14 protein-coding genes are annotated in these 14,989 nt (G+C 69.8%); 6 read left to right on the top strand and 8 right to left on the bottom strand.

Annotated features, from left to right (window positions below; translation table 11 throughout):
- Positions 1-54: 54 nt before the first annotated feature.
- Both J3P31_RS14635 and J3P31_RS14630 read right to left on the bottom strand, forming a co-directional pair.
- Positions 55-1,359, bottom strand: coding sequence for an HlyD family type I secretion periplasmic adaptor subunit (locus J3P31_RS14635; RefSeq protein ID WP_210529220.1), 1,305 nt, complete (start codon positions 1,357-1,359; stop codon positions 55-57).
- Positions 1,356-3,095: a type I secretion system permease/ATPase gene (locus J3P31_RS14630; RefSeq protein WP_210529219.1), complete on the bottom strand. Its 1,740-nt coding sequence runs from the start codon at positions 3,093-3,095 to the stop codon at positions 1,356-1,358. Before J3P31_RS14630 ends, J3P31_RS14635 begins: the two co-directional genes overlap by 4 nt.
- A 126-nt stretch (positions 3,096-3,221) precedes the next feature.
- On the opposite strand from J3P31_RS14630, the gene J3P31_RS14625 reads away from it, so the two are divergent.
- The 3 genes from J3P31_RS14625 (at position 3,222) to J3P31_RS14615 (ending at position 5,049) form a co-directional block, all read left to right on the top strand.
- Positions 3,222-3,956 (top strand): MlaA family lipoprotein, encoded by a 735-nt coding sequence (locus J3P31_RS14625; protein ID WP_210529218.1) that lies wholly within the window; start codon positions 3,222-3,224, stop codon positions 3,954-3,956.
- The gene (locus tag J3P31_RS14620; protein WP_210529217.1) at positions 3,953-4,555 is read left to right on the top strand and encodes an MlaC/ttg2D family ABC transporter substrate-binding protein; all 603 of its coding nucleotides are present in this window, start codon (positions 3,953-3,955) and stop codon (positions 4,553-4,555) included. The genes J3P31_RS14625 and J3P31_RS14620 overlap by 4 nt, the downstream gene beginning before the upstream one ends.
- 68 nt (positions 4,556-4,623) lie before the next feature.
- On the top strand, positions 4,624-5,049 hold the full coding sequence (locus J3P31_RS14615; RefSeq protein ID WP_210529216.1) for a hypothetical protein: 426 nt from the start codon (positions 4,624-4,626) through the stop codon (positions 5,047-5,049).
- A gap of 4 nt (positions 5,050-5,053) precedes the next feature.
- Here the strand turns inward: J3P31_RS14615 and J3P31_RS14610 are convergent, their stop codons facing one another.
- A complete protein-coding gene (locus tag J3P31_RS14610) occupies positions 5,054-7,288 on the bottom strand; it encodes a transglycosylase domain-containing protein (protein ID WP_210529215.1) in 2,235 nt (744 codons plus the stop codon).
- Between the two features lie 264 nt (positions 7,289-7,552).
- Between J3P31_RS14610 and J3P31_RS14605 the strand changes: the two genes are divergently transcribed.
- Entirely contained in the window at positions 7,553-7,891 is a 339-nt protein-coding gene (locus J3P31_RS14605; RefSeq protein ID WP_210529214.1) for a P-II family nitrogen regulator, read from the top strand.
- 32 nt (positions 7,892-7,923) lie between these two features.
- Entirely contained in the window at positions 7,924-9,285 is a 1,362-nt protein-coding gene (locus J3P31_RS14600) for an ammonium transporter (protein ID WP_210529213.1), read from the top strand.
- Positions 9,286-9,435: 150 nt separating this feature from the next.
- On the opposite strand, the gene J3P31_RS14595 is transcribed toward J3P31_RS14600, so the two are convergent.
- The 3 genes from J3P31_RS14595 to smpB form a co-directional block, all read right to left on the bottom strand.
- Positions 9,436-10,617, bottom strand: a complete 1,182-nt coding sequence (locus J3P31_RS14595; protein ID WP_210529212.1) for an amino acid aminotransferase — start codon at positions 10,615-10,617, stop codon at positions 9,436-9,438.
- Positions 10,618-10,627: 10 nt separating this feature from the next.
- On the bottom strand, positions 10,628-11,473 hold the full coding sequence (gene sseA, locus J3P31_RS14590; RefSeq protein WP_210529211.1) for a 3-mercaptopyruvate sulfurtransferase: 846 nt from the start codon (positions 11,471-11,473) through the stop codon (positions 10,628-10,630).
- Between the two features lie 163 nt (positions 11,474-11,636).
- Positions 11,637-12,110, bottom strand: a complete 474-nt coding sequence (smpB, locus tag J3P31_RS14585; RefSeq protein ID WP_210529210.1) for an SsrA-binding protein SmpB — start codon at positions 12,108-12,110, stop codon at positions 11,637-11,639.
- A gap of 50 nt (positions 12,111-12,160) precedes the next feature.
- Between smpB and J3P31_RS14580 the strand changes: the two genes are divergently transcribed.
- Complete coding sequence (locus J3P31_RS14580; RefSeq protein WP_210529209.1) at positions 12,161-13,348, top strand: winged helix-turn-helix domain-containing protein; 1,188 nt, start codon at positions 12,161-12,163, stop codon at positions 13,346-13,348.
- Here J3P31_RS14580 and J3P31_RS14575 read toward each other — a convergent pair.
- Positions 13,333-14,556 carry a urate hydroxylase PuuD gene (locus J3P31_RS14575; protein WP_210529208.1) on the bottom strand — a complete coding sequence of 408 codons (1,224 nt, stop codon included), beginning with the start codon at positions 14,554-14,556 and terminating at the stop codon, positions 13,333-13,335. The genes J3P31_RS14580 and J3P31_RS14575 overlap by 16 nt on opposite strands.
- Positions 14,557-14,910, bottom strand: coding sequence for a hydroxyisourate hydrolase (gene uraH / locus J3P31_RS14570; protein ID WP_210529207.1), 354 nt, complete (start codon positions 14,908-14,910; stop codon positions 14,557-14,559).
- Positions 14,911-14,989 lie beyond the last annotated feature (79 nt).

The raw sequence follows: 14,989 nt of genomic DNA, 5'->3' as shown, positions 1-14,989 counted from the left end.
ATCTTTCCCCGTCTGTCCGGCGGGCAAGCTAGCCCGGGGTGGGGGGACCGTCCATCACGTCTCGCGGAAGGCCTTGGCGAAGTAGTCGGTGAGCGGCTTGGTCAGGAACGACAGCGGCGTCCGATCGCCCGTCCGCACGAAGGCCTCGACCGGCATGCCGGGGATCAGGGTCATGCCCTGGGGCAGCTTGGCGGTTTCGCCTTCCTCGATCTCCACCTCGGCGCGGTAATAGGACACCCGCGAGGTCTGGTCCTGGAAGGCGTCGGCGGACACCGACATGATCCGCCCCTTGAGCTCGGGCGTCTGCCGCTGGTTGAAGGCCGAGAACCGCAGCGTCACTTCCTGGCCGACATGCACCTCGTCGACGTGGATGGGCTCCACCTGCGCCGAGATCACCAGCGGCCGGTCCTGGGGCACGAGGTAAAGGAGCGGGTCCGCCGGCCGGATCACCGACCGGGGCGCAAAGACCGTGAGCCCGTAGATCACCCCCGACACAGGCGCCCGGATGTCGAGCCGGTCCAGCCGCGTCAGCAGCGCCTGCCGCTTTTCGGACTGCTCGATCAGGTTGTAGCCCAGGTCGCGCAGGGCCGACGAGGCTTCCTCGCGGCGCTGCGACTGGATGCGGAGGATGTTGATCTCGATCTCCGTGATCCGTCCTTCCGCCTGGGCCACGGCGGCGGTCAGCTCGCCCTGCCGGCCCTGGAGGTTCGCCTCCTCCCGCTCGAGCTCGAGCACCCGTGCGGCCTGCGCGAGCCCCCTGTCCAAGAGGGACTGCTGGTCCGCCAGTTCCCGCTCGATGAGGCCGAGCTGGGTGGTGATGGCGCTCTGCTGGGCCTTGATGCCCTCGATCTGGTCCGAGATCTGGTCCCGCTGACGGGCCAGCTGCTCGGCCTCGCGCTCGGCCGTTTCCAGCCGCGCCCGGAACAGCCGCTCCGACCCGGCCATGAGATCGGCGGCCACGGGGTTCGTCGACTCGCGCAGCAGCGGGTCGAAGCTCAGGCTCGTGGCGTCGCCTTCCTCGGCCTCGAGGCGTGCCTTCCGCGCCAGCACCTCGAGGAGCTGTCCCTCGACGACCGCAAGATCACTATGAAGCTGGTCGGCGTCGAGCCGGATGAGCAGGTCGCCCTGCTCGACGCGGTCGCCCTCCTTCACCAGGATCTCGGCGACCACGCCGCCGTCCGGATGCTGGACGACCTGGCGGTTCTGCGCCACCTCGACGCGCCCATGGGCGATCACGGCGCCCATGATGTGGGTGGTGGCGCCCCAGGCCCCGAACCCCCCGACCAGCAGCGCAAGGCAAAGGAACCCCGTGGTCAGGGGCGCGCGCGCCGACCAGCGGACATCCGACACGGCGCTCACGTCACGCCTCCGGTCTGGCCCTGGACCGCGATCTGACGATGGTTGGCGACCATTTCGCGCAGGACCTCCTCCTTGGGGCCGAAGGCGCGCCGTGCGCCGTTCTCGATCATCAGCAGCATGTCGCATTCCTGAATGGCGGCCGGACGGTGCGCCATGATCAGGATCGCCGCCCCCTTTTCCTTGAGCGACTTGATCGCGGCGTTCAGGGCCATCGACCCGTCGTTGTCGAGATTCGAGTTGGGCTCGTCGAGCACCACGACGACAGGGTCGCCATAAAGCGCGCGCGCCAGTCCGATCCGCTGGATCTGGCCGCCCGACAGCCGACCGCCGTTCGCCGTCACCCGCGTGTCATAGCCGTCGGGCAGTCGAAGGATCATGTCGTGCGCCGCCGCGGCCCTGGCCGCGCGCACCACCTCGGCATCGTCGGGGTTCGAGGACAGGCGGGCGATGTTCTCCTTGATGGTGCCGTCGAACAGCGCCACCCGCTGCGGAAGGTAGCCCACGTACTTGCCCAGCACGTCCGCATCGTACTGGTCCAGGGCCGCGCCATCCAGCCGGATCTTGCCTGCGGCCACGCGCCACGTCCCGGTGATCGCGCGCGCCAGCGTGGACTTGCCCGAGCCGGAGGTTCCGATCACGCCCACGGCCTGCCCCGGCTCGACCCGGAAGGACACCATCCGCAGGGTGGCCTGCTGCTCCCCGGGGGGGATCACCGTGACCTGCTCCACCTCGAGCCGGCCCTTGGGGCGGGGCAGGGCGGTGCGCTTCTGCTCTTCCGGGATCTCGCCCAGAAGGACGGACAGGTTGCGCCAGCCTTCCCGGCCACGCTGGATGATCGCCCATTGGCCCACGATGGTCTCGATGGGCGACAGGGCACGGCCCAGGAGGATCGAGCTGGCGATCATGACCCCGCCGGTGGCCCAGCCCTCGAGCACCAGGAACGCGCCGAGGCCCAGCATCGCCGACTGCAGAAGCATCCGCACGGCCTTGATCACCGCCGAGAAGGTGCCGCCCGCGTCCTGCGCCGCGATCGAGGTCTCGAGCGAGCGCCCCCGCGCGAGCTGCCAGCGGTTGAAGGCGGCGTCGCGCATGCCCAGGGACTGGATCGTCTCGCCCTCGTGGCGGACCTGCTGGCCCATGGTTTCGGAGATCATGGTCGTCTGCGCCGCGATCTCCAGGGGACGCCGGGTCGCGGCCTGGTTGGCCAGCGCAAGCAGGATCAGCAGCGCCGCCCCACCCAGCGCCAGGTAGCCCAGCCAGGGATGGAAGATGAAGATCCCGGCAAAGAAGATGGGCGCGAAGGGCAGGTCGAACATCGACATCATCGCGGGCGAGGTGAGGGCCTTCTGCACCGCCTCGAGGTCGCGCATCCCCGACTGCGCCTCGCGCGGGGCGCGGGCCAGGGTGGGAGCCCGCAGCGCCGCCGAGAAGACCCGACGGTCGAGCCGGGACTGGAACCGTGCCCCGATCCGTCCCATCACGCGACCGCGGACATAGTCCAGGATGCCCATGCAGGCGTAAAGGAACGCCATCAGCACCGACAGCGCGATGAGGGTCTCGACGGATCGCGAGCCCAGCACCCGGTCGTACACGTTCATCATGTAGAGCGGGCTCGTGAGCATCAGCATGTTCACGAAGAAGCTGAAGATGGCGACCGCCCAATAAAGCCAGCGGCTTTCGGCCCGCGCCGCCCGAAGCTCCGCTGCGCCGCGCGCCGCGCTGTCGTCCTTGGCCATTTCACCCTCAACCAAACTTGCGCATTGTCCGCGCAAGATGCCAATCGTGATGCCTCGGGGGGTTCCGTCCGCGAGGTTCCCGACATTATACCAGAGAAGCCCTATCCCGTAAGCCCCGGTCATTCCATGAGACGTCTTGCTCAACTCCTCGTGCTTCCGATTCTGGCCGGATGCACGGCCGCGCCTCCGCCGACCGGAATCAACGACCCTTACGAAGGGTTCAACCGGCAGGTCCACGCCTTGAACAAGAGCATGGACCGCGCCGTGCTGCGCCCGCTGGGCCGCGCCGCGGCGACGGCCCCCGAGGGCAGCCTCCAGCCCGTGGTCAACTTCTCGAACAACGCGGGCCTCCCGGGGGCCGTGGTGAACAACCTTCTCCAGGGCGATCTGGGCGGTGCAGGGACGAACACGCTGCGCTTCGTCGTCAACACGACGGTGGGGGTGCTGGGCCTCCTCGATCCGGCCGGGGCCATCGGCCTCAAGGAGGCCGAGACCGATTTCGGCGAAACGCTTGCCGTCTGGGGCGTGCCCGAAGGCGCCTACCTGGAGCTTCCTGCCTTTGGTCCCTCGACCGAACGGGACGCTGCGGGCCGTGTCGTGGACTTCGTGCTCGACCCCCTCGACCGGCTGGGCGACGTGCCCGGGCCCGTGCAGGACTACGCCTTCCCCGCCAAGGTCGGCGAGCAGGTGGTCGAACGCGGCCAGCTTGGCGACGTGATGGACGACGTGCTCTACAACAGTGCCGACAGCTATGCGCAGGCCCGGCTGATCTACCTCCAGAACCGCCGCTACGAGCTGGGGCAGACTCCCTCGGCCACGGACGAGGACTATTACTTCAATCCCTACGAGGAAAGCCAATGACCGTCCTGACCACCCGCCGCGCCTTCCTGGCCCATGGTGCCGCGCTGGCCCTGGCGGCATCTGCGGCCGCCCCGGCGCTTGCGCAGGACCTGACCGCCTCGCGCGCGCTCGTAGACCGGCTCGTGGCCGACGTGAACGCCGTCATCGCCTCGGGCCAGCCCGAGGACGCGATGATCGGCCAGTTCGCCCAGATCTTCCAGGCCTATGCCGACGCGCCCACCATCGCGCGGTATTCGCTGGGCGCCGATGCCCGGGCTGCGACGCCTGACCAGCTGGCCCGCTACACGCAGGCCTTCTCGAACTACGTCGCCCAGAAGTACGGCTCCCGGTTCCGGGAGTTCATCGGCGGCGCCGTGCAGGTGGAGGACGCCCGCGCCGTGCCGAACGGCGTCGAGGTGCAGACCACCGCCATCTTCGTCAACGAAGCGCCGTTCCGGGTGGACTTCTGGGTTTCCGAGGCGACCGGCCAGCCGAAGTTCTTCAACATCATCATCGAAGGCGTGAACATGCTCCTGTCCGAGCGGACCGAGGTGCAGGCCATGCTCGACCAGCGGGGCGGCGACCTCGACCGCCTGATCTCGGACCTGTCGCGCATGTGAGCCGGCGGCTTTCCTGCCGCCCCTTGCGATCCATATGACCTCCGGCAGATGTGTCCGGAGGCCATCGCATGTCCGCCCGCTTCCTCCCCCTTCTCGCAGCCGCCCTGATCCCCGGCCTGGCCGTGGCCTTGCCCTGGGACGGGACCTACCGTCTGTCCGCCGACGCCGATTGCGGCAAGGTCGGGGAGGAGGGCGGGGCGCTCCGCATCGCCGGGGGGCAGTTGCAGGGAGTCGGCTCGTCCTGCCGGATGACGCAGCCGGTGGACGTCCTCGACCTCGACGCGACGCTCTATGTGATGGAATGCACCGGCGAAGGGCAGACCTGGACCGAACGCGCCATGATCATGGGCACGGCCGAAGGGGAGGGCATCTTCCTGCTCTGGCGCGGCTACGCCTTCCGCTACGATCGATGCCCGGACCCTGCCGACGCCTCGCCGCCCGGGTCCGAGGACGGGACGGAGACGCCCGGCGGACCGGACGCCCCCGCGGACTGACGGCCTACTGCCCGGACAGGATCGACAGCAGGGTATCCAGCACGGCGTTCTTCTCCTCGTCGTTCGCGCCGGCCGGAGCCGGGGCGCCGAAGGCGGCCGCCAGCGCCGCGTCGGTGGCCGGGTCGCCGGTGGACTGGAACGGCTCGCCCGAGCCGTCCGCCAGGAGCCCGTTGGGCTGGACGAAGCCGCCGCCGCCGCCCGCCGGGGGCGCCATGGGCAGGGGCCTGGGCGCCTCGCCGTCCAGCACGCGGGTCATCGTCTCGCGCCAGATGTCGGCCGGAAGCCCGCCGCCCGTCACGCCCTTGAGCGGCGTGTTGTCGTCGTAGCCCATCCAGACGCCGGTCACGTAGTCGGCCGAGAAGCCGATGAACCAGGCGTCCCGCGCGGCCTGGGTGGTGCCGGTCTTGCCTGCGATCTGCCAGCCCGGGATGCGGGCGCGCTGGCCCGTTCCGTCCTCGACCACGCGCCACATCATCCACATGAGCTCGCGGGCCGCATCCTCGCGGATCACCCGCTCCCGGATGCCGCCGCCCACGCCCATCAGCGGCTCCTCCTCGCCCTGGAGCGTGAGGTCGACCAGCCCATAGGGCGTCACCGCCGAGCCGCCGTTCAGGATGCCTGCATAGGCTCCGGTCATCTGGATCAGCGTCGATTCCGACGCCCCCAGCGCCAGCGCCGGCCCGAGCGCGAGGTCGCCCTGGATGCCGAACTGGGCGGCCACGTTGCGGACGTTCTCGCGCCCGACCAGCTCGCTCAGCCGCACGGCGGGGATGTTCCGGCTTTCGGCCAGCGCCTGGATGAGGGTGATCGGACCCTTGAACTGATGATCGTAGTTGTCGGGGCACCAGTTGCCCGACCCCGCGATCGACATGCAGAGCGGCGTGTCCTCGATCACGTCGGCCGGATGCATGCCAAGGTCCAGGGCCGCCGCATAGACGAAGGGCTTAAAGCTCGATCCGGTCTGCCGCAGAGCCATCGTGGCGCGGTTGAACTGCCCCGCGCCGGATTCTCGGCCGCCGACCATGGCCCGCACCGCGCCATCCGAGCTCATGACCACGATGGCGGCCTCGGCCTTGCTGCCGGCCCGGACCTGATTCGCGAAGACCGAGGTCAGCGCATCCTCGGCCGCCCGCTGGATCCGGGGGTCGAGCGTGGTGCGGATGGTCACGTCCTCGGTGGTGTCGCGGGTGAAGAACTCGGGCCCCGAATCCATCACCCAGTCGGCGAAGGCCCCGCCGGTGCGGGTCGCGGCCGCGCCCGACAGCTCGGCGGGATGCTCGCGCGCCTCGGCGACCTGGGCCGCGTCGAGGTAGCCCTGCTCGGCCATCAGCCCCACGACCACGTTCGCCCGGTCGCGGGCGCGTTCCAGGCTATTGGTGGGCGCGTAGGTCGTGGGCGCCTTGAGCAGGCCCGCCAGCATCGCCGCCTCGGCGGGCGTGACGTCCCGTGCCGACACGCCGAAGTAGCGTTGCGCCGCCGCCTCGAAGCCGCGCGTGCCCGCGCCCAGGTAGGCCCGGTTGAGGTAGATCGTCAGGATCTCCTCCTTGGAGTAGCGCAACTCCATGGCCATGGCGTAGATGGCCTCCTGAACCTTCCGGGTCAGGGTCGTGCGGCGGCAATCGGCCTCATAGGCCGCCTCGTCCTTCCACTGGGACGGGTCGAAGGGCCGCCCGAGGCAGAGAAGCTTGGCCGTCTGCTGCGTGATAGTCGAGCCGCCGTTGCCCGACAGCGGGCCGCGCCCCTCGCTCAGGTTGATGCGGATGGCGCTTGCGACGCCCTGGGGATCGATGCCGGGATGCCACCAGAAGCGTCGATCTTCGGTCGCGACCACGGCGTTCACCAGATGGGGCGACACCTCGTCCGCCGTGATCATGCCGCCGAACTGGTCGCCGCGCCAGGCGAAGGGCTGGCCCGACCGGTCAAGCAGCGTGACCGAGCCTCGTGCCCGGCCATCCACGAGCGCGCTCACGCGGGGGAGCTTCATCGCGTCGTAGGCGACGGCCAGCCCGAGCACGAGCACGGCCACAGCTCCCATACGCCAGCCGACGGCCCAGATCACGCCGAAGAGGAATCGCAGCAGTCCGCCCAGCGCGCCCAGCACCCAGCGGACCGGCCCCCTGGGCCGCCGCGATGGCGCTGCGGCCCGCCGCTTCGGCGCCGGCCGAGCGGGTTTGGGCGGAGCCCCACCGTAACGACGATCCGCCACCAGGGGCGGCTTGCCTGATCCTTGTCTGCCCATGCGCCTCCGGCCCCTTGCCGGGACCGCCCTCGTTTTGAAGCGGGACCATAACCCGGATCCGGGCGGGTGTCGAAGGGGCACCGCGCGGTCACCGCCTCGTGATGATTCACCGTATGCCCGCAAAAGAAGCATTGCGCACAAAATGTGCGTTCCGCGGACCGATACTGGTTTATGGGCCAAGACCGCAGCGCCGCAATTTCTTGCTCCTGCGGCGCTTACCGCGCCCTTGTGCCCCTGAGCGGACATTCGCAGGGGAACAGGGACGTGAAACTCATCATCGCGACCATCAAGCCGTTCAAGCTCGAGGAGGTGCGCGAGGCGCTCACCGCCGTGGGCGTCCGCGGGATGATGGTGACGGAGATCAAGGGCTTCGGGGCGCAGTCGGGTCACACCGAGATCTACCGGGGCGCCGAATACGCGGTGGCCTTCGTGCCCAAGGTCAAGCTCGAGATCGTGGTGCCGGACGTCCTCGTGGATCAGGTCACGGCAACGATCGCGCGCACCGCGCGGACCGACAAGATCGGCGACGGCAAGATCTTCGTGCTCGACGTGGAGGCCGCCCTGCGCGTCCGCACCGGCGAGACCGACGAGGACGCGCTTTGAGCGGCATGGGGCAAGGGAAACGGGACAGTAAGATGAAGAACCTCAAGACAGTGGCCAGCCTGTTGGCCTTGGGCGCCGCGCTCGCCGCCGTGCCGGCCTGGGCGCAGGACGTGGCGCAGGGCACCGCCGAGGATGCCGCCACCGCAGCCGCTCCCATCATCGACAAGGGCGACGTCGCCTGGATGATGACCTCCTCGCTGCTCGTGCTGTTCATGCTGGTTCCCGGGCTCGCGCTGTTCTACGGCGGCCTCGTGCGGACCAAGAACATGCTGTCGATCCTGATGCAGTGCACGCTGATCGGCGCGATGGTCATGGTGATCTGGGTGGTCTACGGCTACTCGGTGGCCTTCGGCGGCGGCACCTCGCCCTTCTGGGGCGGCCTGGGCAAGGTCTTCCTGGCCGGCGTCACGACCGACTCCACCGCCGCGACCTTCACCGACGGCGTGGTCCTGCCGGAATACGTGTTCATCTGCTTCCAGATGACCTTCGCCGCCATCACCCCCGCGCTGTTCATCGGCGCCTTCGCCGAACGGATGAAGTTCTCGGCGGTCCTGCTCTTCGCGGCGCTCTGGGTGACCGTGGTCTACTTCCCCGTGGCCCATATGGTCTGGGACGCGTCGGGCTACATCTACAACCTGGGCGCCATCGACTTCGCGGGCGGCACCGTGGTGCACATCAACGCCGGGATCGCGGCGCTGGTGGCGGCGATCGTGGTCGGACCCCGCATCGGCTACGGCCGTGACATGCTGGCCCCGCACTCGATGACGCTGACGCTGGTCGGCGCGGCCATGCTCTGGGTCGGCTGGTTCGGCTTCAACGCCGGCTCCAACCTCGAGGCGACCGCCGGCGCGACCCTCGCGATGATCAACACCTTCGTCGCCACCGCCGGCGCGATCCTGGCCTGGTGCCTGATCGAAGCCGTGTTCCGCGGCAAGGCCTCGATGCTGGGCGCCGCCTCGGGCATGGTCGCGGGCCTCGTGGCCGTGACCCCGGCCTGCGGCACCTCGGGCCCGGTCGCCTGCATCGTGCTGGGCGCGGTCGCGTCCTGCGTCTGCTACTTCTTCGTGTCCACCGTGAAGCACCGCTTCGGCTATGACGACAGCCTCGACGTCTTTGGCGTGCACGGCGTCGGCGGGATCATCGGCGCCGTCGGCACCGGCATCCTGGCCTCGCCCTCGCTCGGCGGCACCGGCTTCCTGGTGGAATCCGGCACGATGGGCGGGCAGGTCATGGCGCAGATCACCGCCGTGGTCATCACCCTGCTCTGGAGCGGCATCGCCTCGGTGATCCTGCTCTTCATCGTGAAAGCCATCACCGGGCTGCGGGTCCGCGACGACGTGGAGCGCGAGGGCCTCGACATCACCGAACACGGCGAGACGGCGTACAACATGTGACCACCCGGACCGGCGGGCGGGGTTCTTCTCCCCTCCGCCCCTGGTCCGGACCTGCGGCCCGCGCGTCTCCTCCCGCGCGGGCCGCCCCCGTTCCAGCCAACAGAAAGGGGGCCGCACGGCCCCCTTTCGTCATTCCCGAATCGGGCTGGATCAGAGACCCGCGGCCACCATCGCCTGCGCCAGCACCGGCACCGTCCGGGCGTTCAGCCCCGCGACGTTGATCCGGCTGTCGCCCACCATGTAGATGCCGTGGTCCCGCCGCATGGCCTCGACCTGCTCGGGCGTGGCGCCCAGGCGCGAGAACATGCCCTTGTGCCGCGTCAGGAAGTCGAACCGGTCCGAGTTCGTGAGCCGCCGCAGTTCCGCCGCCAGCATCTCCCGCAGGGACAGCATCCCGGCCCGGATCTCCTCCAGCTCCGCCGCCCAGTCGGCGCGCAGGCCTTCGTCGCCCAGGATGGTCGAAACGACCCGGGCGCCATGATCGGGCGGAAAGGAGAAGTTTTGCCGGTTCAGGTGCGCAAGGTTGCCCTGCGCGACCTTGGCGACCGCCTCGTCGCCGGCCACGGCCATGAGAAGCCCCGTCCGCTCCCGGTAGATGCCGAAGTTCTTGGAGCAGGAGGCCGCGATCAGGCATTCGCCGGCCGCCGCGATCATCCGGGTCGCCGCGGCATCCGCCTCGAGGCTGTCGCCAAAGCCCAGATAGGCCAGGTCGATGAAGGGGAAGGCCCCCCGATCGCGCAGGAGCGCCGCGACCTTGCCCCAGGTCTCCGCATCCGGGTCCGCCCCGGTGGGGTTGTGGCAGCAGCCATGGAGCAGCACCGCGTCCCCCGGCTGCACGCCGGCGAGGTCGGCGAGCATCCCGTCCACATCCACGCCCAGCGTGGCGGCGTCGAAATAGCGGTAGGTCCGCACCGGCATCCCGAGGTGCTTCAGGATCGAAAGGTGGTTGGGCCAGGTCGGATCGGGCACCCAGATGGTGGCGAGCGGCGCCATCAGCCGGATCAGCTCGAACCCCTGCCTGACCGCGCCGGTCCCGCCGGGCGTCGCGACGGCGGCCACGTTCGCGCGGGGGACCGAGTCGCCGAGGACCAGCGGCACCAGGGCATCGGCAAAGGCCGGGTCGCCCGCCAGCGCCGTGTAGGTCTTGGTCGTCTCGCCCTCCCAGATGCGCTTTTCCGCCTCGCGCACGGCGCGCATCACGGGGGTCCGGCCCTCCGCGTCCTTGTAGACGCCGACGCCCAGGTCGATCTTCGCGGGCCGGGGATCGGCGCGGAAGGCGGCCATCAGGCTCAGGATCTTGTCGGCGGGCTGGTCCTTCAACTGGTCGAGCATGGAAAGTCCTTCAGGAGGAGGGTTCGACCGGCAGGTCGGCCCGCCCGCCCCATTCGGCCCAGGAGCCGTCATAGAGCGCATGGGCCCGTCCCAGCCGTTCGAGGGCGAGCGAAAGGATCGCGGCGGTGACGCCCGACCCGCAGGTCGTGATGACGGGCCTGGACGGGTCCAGCCCGGCGAAGGCCTCCAAGAGCGCCTCGGGCGTCTTCAGGGTGCCGTCGGGGTTCAGCACCTCGGCGAATGGCAGGTTCAGCGCCCCCGGCATGTGGCCGGACCGCAGCCCTGGCCGGGGCTCGGGGACCTCGCCACGGAAACGGGCGGCCGGGCGGGCGTCGAGGAGCGTCGCCGTCCCGTCGTCCAGGGCCTGCCGCACCTGCTCGGCCGACCGCACGAGCGACGGGGCCGGCGTCAGCATGGGGATGGCTCCCGGCGTCGCCTTGGCTTCGCCGGCCTCCACCGGCCGACCCTGGGCCCGCCATCTGGGCAGCCCGCCATCGAGGACCGCCACCGCCGCGTGTCCCATGGCCCGGAAGGTCCACCAGGCGCGCGGCGCCGAAAAGATCCCCAGGCTGTCATAGGCCACGACCTGCGTGTCCGGGCCGATCCCCTGAGCACCCATCCAGGCCGCGAAGGCGTCGGGCGGGGGCAGCATATGCGGCAGGGGGCTCGCGCGGTCGGACAGGGCATCGATGTCGAACCGCCGCGCGCCGGGAATGTGCGCGGCCTCGAACTCGGTGTCGGGGTCGCGCGCCGCGGTCGGCAGGTGCCAGGAGGCATCGAGGACGACGAGATCGCTCCGGCCCAGCCGCTGGGCCAGCCACTCGGTCGAGACGAGGGTCCGGGGGTCGTCGCGCATGGCGCGCTCCGTAAGGGCAGGCGCGCGCGGGCGCAAGCCGTCGCGCGATGCAGGGCCTGCCCCATGCGCCGGCACGAGGCTCCGTCCGGTCGCTCTTTCCCGGGCTGAGGATCTCGCCCTGCTGATCCGGGGCGAGCCGTCCTCATAAGATCCGGGCCTGGGCTCAGAGCCCCTGCTTGAGCAGGCGCCCCTTCTGGCGGTTCCAGTCGCGCTCGGCCTCGGTGGCGCGCTTGTCGTGGAGCTTCTTGCCCTTGGCGACGCCGAGCTTGAGCTTCACGCGCCCCTTGTCGTCGAAGTACATGGACAGCGGCACGATGGTCATGCCCTCGCGCGCGGTCGCGGACCAGAGCCGGGCCAGCTCCTTTTTCTTGACCAGCAGCTTGCGCCGCCGCCGTTCCTCGTGCCCCCAGGTCTTGGCGGGCTCGTAGGGGGCGATGTAGGCGTTGGTGAGCCACAGTTCCCCGTTCTCGACGGAGGCGTAGCTTTCCGCGATGTTCGACTGCCCGGTCCGCAGCGACTTCACCTCGGAGCCCATCAGGATGATCCCCGCCTCGAGGTCCTCCTCGATGTGGTAGTCGAACCGCGCGCGGCGGTTCTCGGAGATGAGCTTGCGGTTGGGATTCTTCTCTTGGGCCATGATCCGCCCGAGATAGGTTCTCGCCGGCCCCCTGTCCATGAGGAGACCCGATGGCCCTGCCGATTCTGCCCAATGAGGCGGCCCGCAAGCTCTTCCTGGCGCGGCACGCCCTTCTCGACCGGCCCCGGGTCCGGAAGTTGCGCGACCTCGTGGCCGGACTGGGCTTCGTGCAGGTTGATTCGGTCCTCACGCTCGCCCGCGCCCACGACATGATCCTCTGGAGCCGGCATCCCGGCTACCGCCCCGCCGATCTCATGGAGCAGGTCCGGCAGCGCCACGCCTTCGAGCACTGGACCCACGATGCATCCGTGATCCCCATGGCGTTCTGGCCCCACTGGCGCCACCGCTTCGAGCGGGACCGGGCCCGGCTCGACCGGCGCTGGGACGCCTGGCAGGGCTCCGACTTCCGGGGCCAGATCGACCGGACGCTCCGCCACATCGCGGACAACGGCCCGACCCGGAGCGCCGACCTCGCCGACGGTCCCCGGAAGGAGCCCGGGTGGTGGAACTGGCACCCGTCCAAGGTGGCGCTCGAATACCTTTGGCGCGTGGGAGAGCTGTCGGTGACCCGGCGCGACGCCTTCCAGAAGGTCTACGACCTGACCGAGCGGGTGATCCCCGACTCGGCCCGCGCCGCGACGCCTGTGCTGGACGCGACGATCGACTGGGCCGCCACGGCCGCGCTCGACCGCCTGGGCTTCGCCACGCCGGGCGAGATCGCCGCCTTCTGGGACCTGCTGGAGCCCGCGGAGGCGCAGTCCTGGGCCAAGGCCGCGCTGGCCCGCGGCGAGGTCGAGGAGATCCGGGTGGAGAACGCCGACGGAACCCTCCGCCGCAGCCTGGCCCGTCCGGGCGCTGTCGACGAGGCACTGGCCCTGTCCGATCCCGGCGACCGGATGCGGCTGCTGTCGCCGTTCGATCCCGCTCTCCGGGACCGCAACCGGGCCGAGCGGCTGTTCGGCTTCCGCTACCGGATCGAGATCTTCGTGCCCGCCGCCCAGCGGACCTATGGCTACTACGTGTTCCCGATCCTTGAAGGCGTCCGGATGGTGGCCCGCGCCGACCTCGACGCCAAGGGGGGCGTCCTCACGCTGCGCGCGCTCTGGCCCGAGGCCGGGCTGCGCTGGGGCAAGGGACGCACGGGCCGCCTGCTGGCCGAGCTCGAACGCGTGGCCCGGTTCGCCGGGGCGGGGCGGATCGATCTCCTGGAGGGCTGGCTTCGTCAGCCGGCGGACTGAAACCAGGCCCGGATCGCCGCCCGCTCCTCGTCGGTGACCTCGGACAGGTTGCCCGGCGGCATGGCATGGCTGATCCCGGCCTGAAGGTAGATGTCCCGCGCCCGGGAGGCGATCTGGGCCTCGGTCTCGAACATCACGCCCTTGGGGGGCCAGTAAAGGCCGGGCCAGGCCGGCTCGGCCGCGTGGCACATGGAGCAGCGGCCCTGGACGATGTCGTGCACCTCCTCGAAGCCCGCCGCCTGGGCGTAGCGTTCGGCGTAAGGTGTCATGGGCAGCTCGGCCGATTCATCGTAGGTGAAGGCCCGGGGCGCCGAAAGCCAGACGATCACCAGGAAGATCAGCGCGGTGGCGAACCAGGTCCAGTGGGGGTGGCCCTTGCGGGCGTGGACCGTGTTGAACCAGTGCCGGATCGTCACCCCCATCAGGAACACGAGGCTGGCGATGATCCAGGTGTTCTGCCCGGCAAAGGCCAGCGGGTAATGGTTCGACAGCATCAGGAAGATGACCGGCAGCGTCAGGTAGTTGTTGTGGGTGCTGCGCTGCTTGGCGATCTTGCCGTAGTTCGGGTCCGGCTTCCGGCCCGCCTTGAGGTCCGCCACCACGATCCGCTGGTTCGGCATGATCGTGAAGAAGACGTTCCCCGTCATGATCGTGGCCGTGAACGCGCCCAGGTGCAGGAGCGCCGCCCGTCCCGAGAAGACGTGCGTGTAGAACAGCGACATGAGCACGATGATCCCGAACAGCGCCAGCATGAGGCGCACCGGCTCGTCGCCGAAGCGGGTCCGGCAGAGCCGGTCGTAGACGATCCACCCCGCCGCCAGCGACGCCGCCGAGATCAGCGCCCCCTGCCAGGCCGGGATGTCGAGCACGCGCGGGTCGATCAGGTACAGCTCGCCGCCGAGCCAGTAGACCAGCACGAGCAGCGAGAACCCCGAAAGCCAGGTCGAATAGCTTTCCCACTTGAACCACACGAGGTCGTCGGGAAGCGACTTGGGCGCCACGAGGTACTTCTGGATGTTGTAGAAGCCGCCGCCATGGACTTGCCATTCCTCCCCGTCCGCGCCGGTGGACAGGTTGCGGTCCCGATGCAGCCCCAGGTCCAGCGCGATGAAGTAGAAGCTCGACCCGATCCAGGCGACCGCGGTGATGACATGAAGCCAGCGGACCGCGAACTCGGCCCAGTGCGCCAGGACGGCAAGGTCGTACATTCAGGAGCCCCGATAGGTCGAATAGCCGAAGGGAGAAAGCAGGAGGGGGACATGGTAATGGCCCGCCTCCATGCCGAAGCGCACCGGCACCTCGTCCAGGAAGGCGGGGCTGGTCAGGGGGGCGCCGCTCCCGCGCAGGTAATCGCCCGCATGGAAGGTCAGCTCATAAAGGCCCGGCGCGAACCGGTCCCTGGAAAGGATCGGCCCGTCGGTCCGTCCATCGGCATTCGTCTCCATCTCCGCGAGCCGTTCGCGCGCCGGGCCGTCGATCCGGTCCAACGTGATCCGGAGCCCCGCCGCGGGCACGCCCCGCGCCGTATCGAGCACATGCGTGGTCAGAAAGCCGTCTACCATCCTCGTCCCCCGGTTTGATCCCTTTTCGGCTCGGCCCGCCCGGCTTGCAACCCCGCCCGGCCCCGGCCTACTCATCAGT

Source organism: Rubellimicrobium arenae, assembly GCF_017916275.1.
Lineage (GTDB): Bacteria > Pseudomonadota > Alphaproteobacteria > Rhodobacterales > Rhodobacteraceae > Rubellimicrobium > Rubellimicrobium arenae.
The sequence above is the reverse complement of the archived record's forward strand: the minus strand, read 5'-3'. Positions and strand labels throughout refer to the sequence as shown.

Excerpts from the sequence above, each read along its gene's own strand:
- J3P31_RS14615 (WP_210529216.1), top strand. The coding sequence starts at position 4,624 with ATGTCCGCCCGCTTCCTCCCCCTTCTCGCAGCCGCCCTGATCCCCGGC.
- J3P31_RS14600 (WP_210529213.1), top strand. The coding sequence starts at position 7,924 with ATGAAGAACCTCAAGACAGTGGCCAGCCTGTTGGCCTTGGGCGCCGCG.
- uraH (WP_210529207.1), bottom strand. The coding sequence starts at position 14,910 with ATGGTAGACGGCTTTCTGACCACGCATGTGCTCGATACGGCGCGGGGC.
- smpB (WP_210529210.1), bottom strand. The coding sequence starts at position 12,110 with ATGGCCCAAGAGAAGAATCCCAACCGCAAGCTCATCTCCGAGAACCGC.
- J3P31_RS14575 (WP_210529208.1), bottom strand. The coding sequence starts at position 14,556 with ATGTACGACCTTGCCGTCCTGGCGCACTGGGCCGAGTTCGCGGTCCGC.
- sseA (WP_210529211.1), bottom strand. The coding sequence starts at position 11,473 with ATGCGCGACGACCCCCGGACCCTCGTCTCGACCGAGTGGCTGGCCCAG.
- J3P31_RS14630 (WP_210529219.1), bottom strand. The coding sequence starts at position 3,095 with ATGGCCAAGGACGACAGCGCGGCGCGCGGCGCAGCGGAGCTTCGGGCG.
- J3P31_RS14595 (WP_210529212.1), bottom strand. The coding sequence starts at position 10,617 with ATGCTCGACCAGTTGAAGGACCAGCCCGCCGACAAGATCCTGAGCCTG.
- J3P31_RS14580 (WP_210529209.1), top strand. The coding sequence starts at position 12,161 with ATGGCCCTGCCGATTCTGCCCAATGAGGCGGCCCGCAAGCTCTTCCTG.
- J3P31_RS14620 (WP_210529217.1), top strand. The coding sequence starts at position 3,953 with ATGACCGTCCTGACCACCCGCCGCGCCTTCCTGGCCCATGGTGCCGCG.
- J3P31_RS14625 (WP_210529218.1), top strand. The coding sequence starts at position 3,222 with ATGAGACGTCTTGCTCAACTCCTCGTGCTTCCGATTCTGGCCGGATGC.
- J3P31_RS14610 (WP_210529215.1), bottom strand. The coding sequence starts at position 7,288 with ATGGGCAGACAAGGATCAGGCAAGCCGCCCCTGGTGGCGGATCGTCGT.